12 protein-coding genes and 1 pseudogene are annotated in these 11,369 nt (G+C 65.9%); 7 read left to right on the top strand and 6 right to left on the bottom strand.

The genetic code is table 11. The features are described from left to right. Window positions 1-125: 125 nt before the first annotated feature. Window positions 126-845 carry a response regulator gene (locus tag F3I16_RS15490; protein ID WP_160494457.1) on the bottom strand — a complete coding sequence of 240 codons (720 nt, stop codon included), beginning with the start codon at window positions 843-845 and terminating at the stop codon, window positions 126-128. 180 nt (window positions 846-1,025) lie between these two features. Between F3I16_RS15490 and F3I16_RS15485 the strand changes: the two genes are divergently transcribed. Further along, complete coding sequence (locus F3I16_RS15485; RefSeq protein ID WP_160494456.1) at window positions 1,026-1,460, top strand: OsmC family protein; 435 nt, start codon at window positions 1,026-1,028, stop codon at window positions 1,458-1,460. 5 nt (window positions 1,461-1,465) lie between these two features. Here the strand turns inward: F3I16_RS15485 and F3I16_RS15480 are convergent, their stop codons facing one another. Beyond that, window positions 1,466-1,927: a DUF3859 domain-containing protein gene (locus F3I16_RS15480; RefSeq protein ID WP_160494455.1), complete on the bottom strand. Its 462-nt coding sequence runs from the start codon at window positions 1,925-1,927 to the stop codon at window positions 1,466-1,468. A 175-nt stretch (window positions 1,928-2,102) separates the two neighbouring features. Here F3I16_RS15480 and F3I16_RS15475 point away from each other — a divergent pair, with 175 nt between their 5' ends. The 5 genes and pseudogenes from F3I16_RS15475 to F3I16_RS15455 all read left to right on the top strand — a co-directional run bounded on the left by F3I16_RS15475 (window position 2,103) and on the right by F3I16_RS15455 (window position 6,626). After that, a complete protein-coding gene (locus tag F3I16_RS15475) occupies window positions 2,103-2,963 on the top strand; it encodes an ABC transporter substrate-binding protein (RefSeq protein ID WP_218573270.1) in 861 nt (286 codons plus the stop codon). A gap of 642 nt (window positions 2,964-3,605) precedes the next feature. Next, window positions 3,606-4,490 (top strand): annotated as a pseudogene (locus F3I16_RS21425) (methyl-accepting chemotaxis protein); the annotation flags it as partial. A gap of 54 nt (window positions 4,491-4,544) precedes the next feature. Next, on the top strand, window positions 4,545-4,940 hold the full coding sequence (locus F3I16_RS15465) for an OsmC family protein (protein ID WP_160494453.1): 396 nt from the start codon (window positions 4,545-4,547) through the stop codon (window positions 4,938-4,940). 1 nt (window position 4,941) lies between these two features. Continuing rightward, complete coding sequence (locus F3I16_RS15460; protein WP_160494452.1) at window positions 4,942-5,802, top strand: pirin family protein; 861 nt, start codon at window positions 4,942-4,944, stop codon at window positions 5,800-5,802. A gap of 50 nt (window positions 5,803-5,852) precedes the next feature. Continuing rightward, a complete protein-coding gene (locus tag F3I16_RS15455) occupies window positions 5,853-6,626 on the top strand; it encodes an ABC transporter substrate-binding protein (RefSeq protein ID WP_160494451.1) in 774 nt (257 codons plus the stop codon). A gap of 59 nt (window positions 6,627-6,685) precedes the next feature. On the opposite strand, the gene htpG is transcribed toward F3I16_RS15455, so the two are convergent. The 4 genes from htpG to F3I16_RS15435 all read right to left on the bottom strand — a co-directional run bounded on the left by htpG (window position 6,686) and on the right by F3I16_RS15435 (window position 10,884). Next, on the bottom strand, window positions 6,686-8,584 hold the full coding sequence (gene htpG, locus F3I16_RS15450; RefSeq protein WP_160494450.1) for a molecular chaperone HtpG: 1,899 nt from the start codon (window positions 8,582-8,584) through the stop codon (window positions 6,686-6,688). Between the two features lie 98 nt (window positions 8,585-8,682). Further along, the gene (locus tag F3I16_RS15445) at window positions 8,683-9,927 is read right to left on the bottom strand and encodes an MFS transporter (RefSeq protein WP_160494449.1); all 1,245 of its coding nucleotides are present in this window, start codon (window positions 9,925-9,927) and stop codon (window positions 8,683-8,685) included. A 37-nt stretch (window positions 9,928-9,964) separates the two neighbouring features. Beyond that, complete coding sequence (locus F3I16_RS15440; RefSeq protein ID WP_160494448.1) at window positions 9,965-10,411, bottom strand: PaaI family thioesterase; 447 nt, start codon at window positions 10,409-10,411, stop codon at window positions 9,965-9,967. Then, a complete protein-coding gene (locus F3I16_RS15435) occupies window positions 10,411-10,884 on the bottom strand; it encodes a PaaI family thioesterase (protein WP_160494447.1) in 474 nt (157 codons plus the stop codon). The genes F3I16_RS15440 and F3I16_RS15435 overlap by 1 nt, the downstream gene beginning before the upstream one ends. 188 nt (window positions 10,885-11,072) lie before the next feature. Between F3I16_RS15435 and F3I16_RS15430 the strand changes: the two genes are divergently transcribed. After that, window positions 11,073-11,363 carry a hypothetical protein gene (locus F3I16_RS15430; RefSeq protein ID WP_160494446.1) on the top strand — a complete coding sequence of 97 codons (291 nt, stop codon included), beginning with the start codon at window positions 11,073-11,075 and terminating at the stop codon, window positions 11,361-11,363. Window positions 11,364-11,369 lie beyond the last annotated feature (6 nt).

Genomic DNA, 11,369 nt, shown 5'->3' with positions numbered 1-11,369 from the left:
TCGACAACCAGACTGAAACAATTGAAACAGGGGCGGTCGATCGTGAAAAACCCGAGCGACACCCACCACCGCGGGCAGAGCAGCTTGCCGCGAGCGCCTGGCAGATAACCTTCAGCGGCGCCCGTTCAATGTGACGGACCGACTACCAGCATGTAGCCCACGCCGCGCAGGGTGCGAATGATCTGCGGCTTTTCCGGGTCGTCCTCCAGCTTGCGACGCAGGCGGGCGATACGGATATCGATGGAGCGGTCATAAGGATTCCAGTCGCGATTCTGCGTCAGGTTGAGCAACTGATCCCGCGACAGCGGGCGGTTGGGCCGCTGGGCGAATGCCTGCAACAGATCGAATTCCATGGCGGTCAATTCGACCTCATGGCCCTGCTCGTCGTACAGCTGCCGTCGCTGCAGCTCGAGACGATAGCGACCGAGGCGAATGCTCTCCCCTCCCTCGGCGTCGACCTCCCGGGCACCCGGGCGCTGATAGCGGCGCAACACGGTTTTCACCCGGGCCAGCAGTTCACGCGGATCGAAGGGCTTGCCCAGGTAGTCGTCGGCCCCCACTTCCAGACCGATGATCCGATCAAGCGCACTGCCGGCTCCGGAAATCATGATCACCGGCAGGTCATGGTGTTCGCGCAAAAAGCGCGCCAGGCTCAGGCCGTCCTCGCCAGGCAGGCCGACATCCAGCAATACCAGGTCGGGGAGGCCAGCCTGCAGGGCCTGGCGCATGCCCGTGCTGTCGGCACAGGTGTGCACCTGATAGCCATGTCCGCCAAGGTAGTCCTCGAGTAAGCGGCGCACCTCGCCATCATCGTCCACCACCAGGATCTGTCTACCCTCCTGCACGCCCGCACCCTCGCCGACCCGCCGCTCCTCACAGCATAGTCAGCCAGGCGCACGCTGCGTCCGGGTATCGACCGAACGGCCGAAGCGGACATTGCGCCTTGCTTGACCAGAATCAACGCCCCGGTCTCGGGGCGTCCTATGCTCTGGCAACGCAAATGGCAGTACGACGAGGGGGCAGGCATGACGATCAAGACCATCGGCGCCCATGGGCACATGCAGGCCGGCATGAGTATCGAAGTGCAATGCGGCGACTATCGGGTGGTCATGGACCAGCCCGCCAATGCCGGCGGTCAGGGCCTGGGCCCCACCCCGCTGGAAATAATCCTGGCGGCGGTCGCCGGCTGTTTCGGCACCCTGGGCCGCTACATCGCCCATCAGCAGAAGATCAACCTGCGCGGTATGCGCTTCGAGATCGAGGCCGACTACGACCCCGATGGACTTCTGGGCCGGCGCAATGACGTGCGCCCCGGCTTCCAGGCACTCAGGGTCAAGGTGGAGATCGACGCCGACCTTGACCGTGAACAAAAGCAGGCGCTACTCGAAGAAATCGAGCGGCGCTGCCCGCTGGCCGACAACCTGCTCAACGGCACCAAATTGCACAGCCGCCTGGCCTGACCGAATCAGCGCACCTGGAAACGCTGCTCGACCAGCTTGCGATCGCCCTGGAACACCATGAACTGCCACTCGCCGGGCACCACTTCGTAGCGCTCGGTGAACTCGTAGGCCATCACGTCCTGCTCGGCACCGGCGGCCAGTTTCTGCACCACTTCGATCTTGTCCTGGCGCCGCCCGTCCGGCCCGATCAGGCCCGGAGTGAAATACATCAGCGTCAGCGGCTCGCCGCTTTCCGTCTTGCCGGACAGGCGATAACGCACGCCGAACTTGGTCCCGAGGCGGGCCGGCACCTCATCGGTCTGTTCGATCTGCTGGTTGGCCCGGGTCAGCACCCGCTCCCCCGGTTGAGGGTCCTTGAACTGGGTGGCGAACACGCCGTACTCGATCGGTCCTTCGACACGCACATCGGCCACTGCCAGGCCGGAAGCCAGGCCCAGTGCCAATGCCGTCAGGCTGAACACTTTCATTTCGCGCTCCTTGATTGGGATGGCGCGAGCCTATGACGGATGCATGACAGGCTGATGACAACTCCGCAGCCAACTGCCGCGGCCAGGCCACCAGCCGAGTCGTGACGCAGGCACTGGCCAGTGCCCCGGCGGGCGGCCATCATGCATACCAGCCACCACCGCCATGGAACGCCCGATGCGCCTACGCCTGCTCGCCCTGCTCATGCTGCTGTGCAGCCCCTCGCTGCCGGCCGGCGAGCGCCTGGTCTATCCGCGCCACGCCGGCAGCACCGCCCCCGAAGCCTATGTGCTCGAACTGCTGCGCCAGGCCCTGGACAAGAGCGGTGCCGGCCACCAGCTGCAGCCGTCCGCCCGGGATATGCCGCAGAGCCGCGCGGAACAGGCGCTGGAGCAGAACGACGGCAGCCTGCAGGTGATGTGGGCCATGACCAGCCGCGAACGCGAGCAGGCCCTGCTGCCGATCCGCATCCCCCTAGACAAGGGACTGACCGGCTGGCGCGTGGCCCTGGTGCGCGAGGAGGACCGCCACTGGCTGCAGACGGTGCGCCAGCTGGCCGACCTCAAGCTCATGCGTTTCGGCCAGCACAGCGACTGGCCGGACACCGCCATCCTGCGCAGCAATGGCCTGCAGGTGGTCACCAGCCAGGACTACGCCAACCTGTTCCGCATGCTCAATGCCGGGCGTTTCGACCTGTTCCCGCGGGAAGTGCTGGTGGCCTGGGACGAACAAGCGCGCGCCGAGGCCGAGGGGCTCAAGCTGGCAGTCGACGAGCATATCGTCCTGCACTATCCCAGCGCGCTCTACTTCTTCACCTCCCGCGCCCGCGCCGACCTTGCCGCGGACATCGGGCGCGGCCTGGAAGCGATGATCGCCGACGGCAGCTTCGAGCGACTGTTCGACGCCCACCACGGTGCCAGCCTGCGCCAGGCCCGGCTCGATCGGCGCCTGGTGATCGAGCTGCAGAACCCCGACCTGCCGCAGCTGACGCCCTTCTCGCGGCGCGAACTGTGGCACCAGCCAGCCGCACCAAAATAGAACAAAATCAGATAGTTGCACCAACTCAAGGCAATTGATCAGACGGATTATCGACGCCAAGCTTGTGACAGGCTTCGCCGATAGTGGCACCGTGCTTGCACAGCTCCCTGCAGATCATTCAGGGAGCTCATCATGCTGCAGTTACTGCGCAAACCCGCCCAGCGCCTTCGCGACGAAGAAGCCCTCAGCGCGCTGTTCAACCAACACGACCTGACCAGCCGCCTGGCGGAAAGCCAGGCCTGGATGGGCCGCCTCAATCGCTTCAGCGATGGCCTGCACCAGCGCATCCGCACCAGCCTCGGTGCCGCCGTCGGCATCGCCGCCCATGCCCCGCAGCTGGCCAGCATCGCCAGCGCCAACCAGGAGAGCGGGCAGAGCCTGGCGCAATCCTCGGAGCTGATCGCCAGCGCCAGCGAGCAGGTCACCACCACCCTGGATGCCGAGCTGGTGCCTGGCACCGTGGAAGTCGCCCGACTCTCCGGCGAGGTGTCCAGCACCCTGCGCCAGTGCCAGCAGAGCGGCCAGGACGTACTGCGCCAGGTCGAGGCCATCGGCCTGTGCGAAACCGACCTGAGCCAGGTGATCGGCAACCTCGGCGCGCAGCTGGAGGAAGTCAGCAAGGTCATCGGCGTGATCGCCAGCATCTCCCAGCAGACCAACCTGCTCGCCCTCAACGCCGCCATCGAGGCCGCGCGCGCCGGCGAGCACGGCCGCGGTTTTGCCGTGGTGGCCGAGGAAGTGCGGCGCCTGGCCGGCCACACCACCGAGGCCACCGGCCAGGTCAGCAGCATCATCGAGCGTTTCCATGCCGGCATGCAGCAGCTGAGCAATGCCGGCGAGCGCATGCACCAGGCCGTCGACGACGGCCGCCAGGGCATGCTGCAGGTCGGCGCCGGCCTGGATAGCACGCGCCAGGCCATGGATCGCCTCGACGAGCGGGTCGGCCACATCGCCACCGGCACCGAGCAGATCGGCCAGGCCGTGCGCTCGATCAATGGCGACGTGCAGCAGATCGCCCAGGTCGCCGGCGACCTGCTCGGCAAGGCCGGCCAGGTCCTGCGCCACAGCCAGGCCGTGCGCGAGGATGGCGACCGCCTGCTACAGGGGCTCGGCGACTTCCGCCTGGAACTGCACCGCGCGGTGCAGGCCAGCGTCGAGCAGCTGGCCGGCCACAGCCAGCTCGGCGGCGAGATCGGCGCGGCCGAGCGCCTGCTCGCCGACACCCTGCGCCGCGATCCGCGCTTCGAGCTGTTCTACCTGGTCGACGGCAACGGCGTGCAGCTCTCGGAGAACATCTTCGCCAGCGACGTGCCGCACCAGGACACCGCGTCCTGCCGCGGCCGCAACTGGAGCCAGCGCCCCTGGTTCCGTGCAGTGGCCGACGACCTGCGCAGCCATATCACCCCGGTCTACCGCTCCTCGGCCACCGACGAGTTCTGCTTCACCGTGTCGGTGCCCATTCTCGGCCAGGATGGCCGCCTGCAGCGGGTGCTTGGCGCCGACGTGCGCCTTTCCGTGCTGGTCTGACGGCGCACGCCTGGGCTAGGCTGGTGGCTTCGACCCGTCAGCCCAGGAATAGCCATGATCCGCATCCGCACAGAGAACGGCCTGCGTCACAGCATCGAAATCGGTGAGCACCTGCTGCATAGCGACGTCCCCGTCGAGTTTGGCGGCGAGGCCTCCGCCCCGGAGCCCCACGACCTGTTCGATGCCGCCATCGGCGCCTGCAAGGCGCTGACCCTGATGCTCTATGCCCGGCAGAAAGGCCTGCCGCTGGAGAGCCTGGATGTGCAGGTCAGCCGCGACGACAGCGCGGAACGCCAGGGCCTCTATCGCCTGGCCGTGCAACTGGAGCTGCACGGCGCCCTGGATGATGTGCAGCGCCAGCAGCTGCTGCGCATCGCCGACAAGTGCCCGGTGCAGAAGCTGGTGACCAGCAGCGAGGTGCAGATCACCACCCAGCTCGGAGAGGCCTGAGATGGCCGGCCTGCTGCTGATCCAGCCCCGTGCCGAAGACATCGCCGGGCAACCCATCCTGCGCCCCCTGCCCTCGGCCAGATGCCGCAGCGTCGGGCCCTTCGTGTTCTTCGACCACATGCTGGAGCAAACCTATGCGCCCGGCAGCGGGATGAACATCAACCAGCACCCGCACATCGGCCTGTCCACCCTGACCTACCTGTTCGAGGGTGAGTTGCAGCACAAGGACAGCCTCGGCTCCGATCAGCGCGTGCAACCCGGCGATGTCAGCTGGATGAGCGCCGGCCGCGCCGTGGCCCATGTCGAGCGCACGCCGCAGGCGCTGCGCCAGAGCGGCTCGCGCCTGCACGGCCTGCAGGTGTGGCTGGCCCTGCCACAGGCCGAGGAACAGGGCGAACCGAGCTACAGCCATCACCCCGCCGCCAGCCTGCCGCGCAGCGACGCCATGGGCGTGCAGATCACCCTGATCGCCGGCAGCGGCTTCTGCCTGCAGTCGCCGGCTCCGGTACGCTCACCCACCCTCTATGCCGAGCTCAAGCTGCAGGCCGGCGCCAGCCTGCTGATTCCGGCCGAGCAGCGTGAGCGCGCGCTGTACCTGATCGACGGCGAGGCCAGGCTGGAGGACGACGACCTGCCCCGGCGCGGCCTGGCCGTGCTGCCCGAAGGCGAGGAGCTGCTGCTCAGCGCCTGCGGCGAATGCCACCTGGCCCTGATCGGCGGCGAACCGCTGGGGCCACGGCGCATGTACTGGAACTTCATCGCCAGCGAACCGGCGCTGCTGGAACAGGCCAAGCAGCGCTGGGCCGGCGGCGACTGGCCGCAGGTGCCCGGCGAAACGGCGCGCATCGAGTTGCCAGAATAGCGACAAGCAAGCCACCCTTAGCCGCAACCAGCCATCAGCGATGAAGCGCCATGCCCTCTGCCAGAATGTCGTTGCCCACGTTGTTCCTCAGTCTCGGCGCCCTGTTCCTTGCCGCGACCACGCCCCAGGCCTTGGCCGAGCCCTTGCGGGTCGGTTATTTCGACCTGCCACCGCACACCGAAGCCGAGGGCGCGGCCCCCGGCAGCGGTATCGCCGCGGCCTATTTCGAGCGGATCGCCGAGCGCATGGAGGTAACGGATATCCGTTACAGCAAGCTGCCACTCCCCAGGCTGCTGTACATGCTCGAACGGGGCGAGCTGGACATGGCCCTGCTGCTGGCCAAGGACGCTGAGCGCGATACGCGCTTTCTCTACCCGCGCCAGGCGCTGTTCAGCACCTCGGCGGTGCTGGCCGTGCAGAGCAGCAACCCGCTTGCCGCCATCCGCTCGGTAGAGGATGTGCTGAAGCTGCGCATTGGCGTCTGGCAGAACGGCTATCACACCCCCTTGCTCAGCGATCCGCGGCTACAACTGCAGACCCTGAGTGGCGATAACGTGGCGCTCAAGGGATTGCGGATGGTCGCTGCCGGGCGCATCGACGCCTTCTACTTCCCCGACGACTACGCCCTGCAATACGAGGCGAATAACCTCGACAGCCAGGCCCGGTTCAAGGTGCTGGCGATGCCGGAGCAACGCCTGGCGCTGTACTCGGTGTTTTCCCGCCAGAACGGCAGCCGGTATCTGCCCCGCTACGAGCAAGCCCTGCAGGCGGTGCAGGCGCAAACGCCCTACGCCCGGTTTTTCGAGGCCCAGCTGAAGCACTGACGCAGCCTGCAGAAACGACAAGGCCCGCAGCAGCGGGCCTTGTTCTTACGCGGCAAGCATCAGGCGGAGAGTTCCACCAGCAGCTTGTTCAGGCGCTGCACATAGGCGGCCGGGTCTTTCAGGCTGTCGCCGGCGGCCAGGGCGGCCTGGTCGAAGAGGATGTGCGACAGGTCGGCGAAGCGCTCCTCGTCCGGCTCGCCGTCCAGTTTCTCGATCAGCGGGTGGGCCGGGTTGATCTCGAAGATCGGCTTGGATTCCGGCACTTTCTGCCCGCTGGCCTCGAGGATCTGGCGCATCTGCAGGCCGAGGTCCTGCTCGCCGATGGCGAGGATCGCCGGCGAGTCGGTCAGGCGATGGGACACGCGCACCTGCGCCACCTGCTCGCCCAGCGCCCCTTTCAGACGCTCGACCAGGCCTTCCTTGGTCTTGGCGATTTCTTCCTGGGCCTTCTTGTCCTCTTCCGAGTCCAGCTTGCCGAGGTCGAGGTCGCCACGGGCCACGTCGACGAAGCTCTTGCCGTCGAACTCGCTCAGGTAGCTCATCAGCCACTCGTCGATGCGGTCGGTGAGCAGCAGCACTTCGATGCCTTTCTTGCGGAACACTTCCAGGTGCGGGCTGTTCTTCACCTGGGCATGGGTTTCGCCGGTGAGGAAGTAGATCTTGTCCTGGCCTTCCTTGGCGCGCGCCAGGTAGTCGGCCAGGGCCACGGACTGCTCGCCGTCATCGCCGGCGGTGGAGGCGAAACGCAACAGGCTGGCGATCTTCTCCTTGTTGGCGAAGTCTTCCGCCGGGCCTTCCTTGAGCACCTGGCCAAAGTTCTTCCAGAAGGTCTTGTACTGCTCGGGCTCGTTCTTCGCCAGCTTCTCCAGCATGTCCAGCACGCGCTTGGTCAGCGCCGTCTTCATCGAGTCGATGACCGGGTCTTTCTGCAGGATCTCGCGGGACACGTTGAGCGACAGGTCGTTGGAGTCGACCACGCCCTTGATGAAGCGCAGGTACAGCGGCAGGAATTCGTCGGCCTGGTCCATGATGAACACGCGCTGCACATACAGCTTGAGGCCACGCGGCGCTTCGCGCTGGTACAGGTCGAACGGCGCACGGCCCGGCACGTAGAGCAAGGAGGTGTATTCCAGCTTGCCTTCGACCTTGTTGTGGCTCCAGGACAGCGGGTTCTCGAAGTCGTGGGCGACGTGCTTGTAGAACTCCTGGTATTCCTCGTCCTTGACCTCGGTGCGGCCGCGGGTCCACAGCGCGCTGGCGCGGTTGACGGTTTCCCACTCGGCCTCGGCCGGAACGTCCTCACCGTGCTGCTCCTTGGGCAGCTCGATCGGCAGGGCGATATGGTCGGAGTACTTCTTGACGATGTTGCGCAGGCGCCAGCCGTCGGCGAACTCTTCTTCGCCGGCCTTCAGGTGCAGGACGATGCGGGTACCGCGCTCGGCTTTCTCGACGGTGGCGACTTCGAAGTCGCCCTCGCCCTTGCTCGACCAGTGCACGCCTTCGCTGGCGGCCAGGCCGGCGCGGCGGCTGAACACGTCGACCTTGTCGGCGACTATGAAGGCCGAGTAGAAGCCCACGCCGAACTGGCCGATCAGGTGCGAATCCTTCTTCTGGTCGCCGGTGAGGTTTTTCATGAAGTCGGCGGTGCCGGACTTGGCGATGGTGCCGAGGTGGGCGATGGCCTCCTCGCGGCTCAGGCCGATGCCGTTGTCTTCGAGGGTGACGGTCTTGGCGTCCTTGTCGAAGGTCAGGCGGATCTTAAGCGGATCGCCGCCTTCGAGCAGCTCCGGCTTGGCCAGCGCCTCGAAGCGCAGCTTGTCGGCGGCATCCGAGGCGTTGGAAATCAGCTCGCGAAGGAAGATTTCCTTGTTCGAATACAGCGAATGGATCATCAGGTGCAGCAGCTGCTTCACCTCGGTCTGGAAGCCCAGGGTTTCTTTTTGAGTTTCCACACTCATGGTCGTCTAACTCCACATGCAGGACAGGCCGCGAACGCGGCGGATGTCCTGCAGATGGGGACTTCAGAATGGATTTCAAGGGCTTGCCGCAAACCGGATCAGGGTTCGAGCAGCTCGACCCGGCTGATTTCATCCGGATGCAGGGTGAAGGTGGCCTGCCCGGCGCCACCGCGCTGCTGGCTCAGGCGGATGCTGCCATCCTCGCCCAGGCCGGCGAAGCGCCCTTCGGCCGAGCCACCGCTGAGCTTGGTGATGCGCATGTTGAGGTTCTGGTACTGCTGCGGCGCACTCAGCAGGCGCAACAGGGAGAAACGCTGGCGACGATCCACCTGCACCCGGCTCGGCTCGCTCGCAGGCGGCACGGCCACCTCGGCGGGTGCAGTCTGCGCCGTACTGGGCTGCGGCAGCGCCGGATAGTGATCACCCTCGACCTGCCAGCCCCGCGCGTTCTTCACCAGCACCAGCTGCAGGCGCTGCTCCTGGCCATTGATCTTCGCCGTCAGGCTCAGCGGCGCACGCTCGAGCGGAAAACTCACCAGCGGCACCTCGGACAGCTGCACCAGGCGGGTCACGAAACGCCGCTGCAGGTAGTCCTCGATCACCCGGGCCAGGGTTTCCTGGGAATCGAACGAGGTATCCAGCCGGCCATCGCGGTAACGCAGGTGGTCGCTGAACAACTCCAGGCGGCCACTCAGGGTGGTGGCGTACTGCGGCGGCAGCACCAGATGGAAATCGCCATTGAGCTTGTTCGGTGGCAGGGTCTGCAGATCCAGATGCAGGGTGTAGCCCTTGCTCAGGCGCCGGGCCTCGGGCAGGTCCTGTTCGGGCAGCAGCCAGCTGACTTCCACCTCGGGCAGGTTGCCCTCGTCCGCCGGCAACACATCCAGGCGAATGGGCGCCACGAGCCCTTGCGGCAGGCGAATCTTCACTTCGCGGCTGGCGAAGAAATCCTCGCCCTCGCGCAGGCTGAGCACGCCATCGATCAGCTCGGCATGTTGCGGCAGGAATGGCTGGCCGTTCAGTTCCCCATGCAGGCGGATATCCAGTTCGGCCGGCGCGTGCTGCTCGGCCTTCAGCCAGTCGAGGCTGAGGATCGCCTCCAGGCGCGCCGGGTCCTTGCTGGCCAGCAGCACCAGGCCCACCACCAGCGGGATGCAGCCCAGGGCCAGCAGGCCCACGGCGCCGCGGGCGACCCGCCAGTGACGCAGCACATAGACCAGCGTCAGTGGCGGCAACAGGCTGCCCCAGCCCCACAGCAGGCTGGTGCCGAAGGCCCGCATGACCAGCCAGACCAGGCCGGTGAGCATCAGCAGCAGGCCGCCGAGGATCAGCAACGCATCCATTGAGGATTCCTTAGAGTTCTAGGCGCCCGCGCCCCACTCAGGGCTCGTCGACCTTGAAGTGCGCACGAGCGGTGGCAATCGGTTCGGTTTGCTTGGTCTGCCAGGCCGTGATCGCGACGTTGGCGACACGCCGCCCCTGCCGCCAGACCTGGCATTGCACATAGGTGTCACGATAATGACCGGCGCGCAGGTAATCTATCGAGAAGTCGATGATTTTCGGCAAATGTGGGATGCCCATGAACATCAGCAGATGGAGCATGGCGGCATGCTCCATGAAACCGGCGATCACCCCGCCGTGCAGCGCCGGCAGAATCGGGTTGCCGATGTTGTCCTTGTTCGCCGGCAGGCGGAACACCATGTCATCGCCCAGGCGCAGGCATTCGATGCCGATCAGCTTGGCATAGGGGATCAGGCTGATCAGGCTGTCGTAGTCATTCTTCTCGTGCGCCTGGCGCACCAGGGTATTGAGGTTCAACGCGGCCATCAGGCACCTCCCTGGATATTGCGCTTGAGTTCGCTGTCGCCCTGGGCGCCTTTGCCCATGCGCATGAACGCGCCCACCACATGGGCGATCGGCTCGTCGGGGCTGTCCTGGTAGGCATAGCCGCGGGTGAAGATGATGTTCTCGGTGACCCGGTAGCACTCGGCGAAGCCGTAGACATCCTTGTGCGGCTGGGCCGGGCGCATGTAGTCGATGCGCAGGTCCAGGGTCGGGCAGATCTCGAACTCCGGCAGCACGCACACGGTGGAGATGCCGCAGGTGGTATCCATCAGCGTGGTGATGGCCCCGCCGTGGATCACTCCGGTTTCCGGGTTGCCGATGATCTGCGTACTGTAGGGCAAGTGCAGGGTCAGGCCTTCGGGCTTGGCCTCATGCACGGCAATACCCAGCACCTGGCAATGGCGCAAGGCCGACAGAAAGCGCTGGGCGCGCTCTAGAACAGGGTTATCGCTCACGACAGCACTCCCGGCGATGGCTCGAAAAGGGGCGCATCATACCCGCTCGCCGGCGCGGGCACACAGCAATTGAACGCGGGTTCAGAGTATGCATGGCCGAATCCCGCGGAACTTTGGCCACTCCACCACCGTCTTAGCACTGTCACGAGGACAGTCCTCGCCAGGAAAGCCCCTAAGGAGTCCCAACCATGTCGAAACCCTTTACCTATGCCCTGCTCCTTGCCGCCATGCTTGGCCTGGCCGCCTGCGAGAAGACCCCGGAAGACAAGATGGAGTCGGCCAAGGAATCGGCATCCGAAGCCATGGAGTCGCTGGGTGACGCCGCCGAGGACACCGGCGCGGCCATCGAACAGAAAGCCGATCAGGTGATGGGCAGCGAGCCCACCACCGGCGAGAAAATCCAGGACGCGGCCGACGATGCAGCCGACGCCATTCAGGATGCCGGCGACGAAGCCAAGGACGCCGTCGACAACCAGTAACCCCGC

Source organism: Pseudomonas sp. L-22-4S-12, assembly GCF_009799935.1.
In the GTDB taxonomy this organism is placed as follows: Bacteria; Pseudomonadota; Gammaproteobacteria; order Pseudomonadales; family Pseudomonadaceae; genus Aquipseudomonas.
This window is presented reverse-complemented; position numbering and strand designations above follow the sequence as displayed.

Bases quoted from the DNA above. Each gene is read 5' to 3' on its own strand.
- F3I16_RS15485 (WP_160494456.1), top strand. From the start codon at position 1,026: ATGACGATCAAGACCATCGGCGCCCATGGGCACATGCAGGCCGGCATG.
- F3I16_RS15480 (WP_160494455.1), bottom strand. From the start codon at position 1,927: ATGAAAGTGTTCAGCCTGACGGCATTGGCACTGGGCCTGGCTTCCGGC.
- F3I16_RS15475 (WP_218573270.1), top strand. From the start codon at position 2,103: ATGCGCCTACGCCTGCTCGCCCTGCTCATGCTGCTGTGCAGCCCCTCG.
- F3I16_RS15465 (WP_160494453.1), top strand. From the start codon at position 4,545: ATGATCCGCATCCGCACAGAGAACGGCCTGCGTCACAGCATCGAAATC.
- F3I16_RS15460 (WP_160494452.1), top strand. From the start codon at position 4,942: ATGGCCGGCCTGCTGCTGATCCAGCCCCGTGCCGAAGACATCGCCGGG.
- F3I16_RS15455 (WP_160494451.1), top strand. From the start codon at position 5,853: ATGCCCTCTGCCAGAATGTCGTTGCCCACGTTGTTCCTCAGTCTCGGC.
- htpG (WP_160494450.1), bottom strand. From the start codon at position 8,584: ATGAGTGTGGAAACTCAAAAAGAAACCCTGGGCTTCCAGACCGAGGTG.
- F3I16_RS15445 (WP_160494449.1), bottom strand. From the start codon at position 9,927: ATGGATGCGTTGCTGATCCTCGGCGGCCTGCTGCTGATGCTCACCGGC.
- F3I16_RS15440 (WP_160494448.1), bottom strand. From the start codon at position 10,411: ATGGCCGCGTTGAACCTCAATACCCTGGTGCGCCAGGCGCACGAGAAG.
- F3I16_RS15430 (WP_160494446.1), top strand. From the start codon at position 11,073: ATGTCGAAACCCTTTACCTATGCCCTGCTCCTTGCCGCCATGCTTGGC.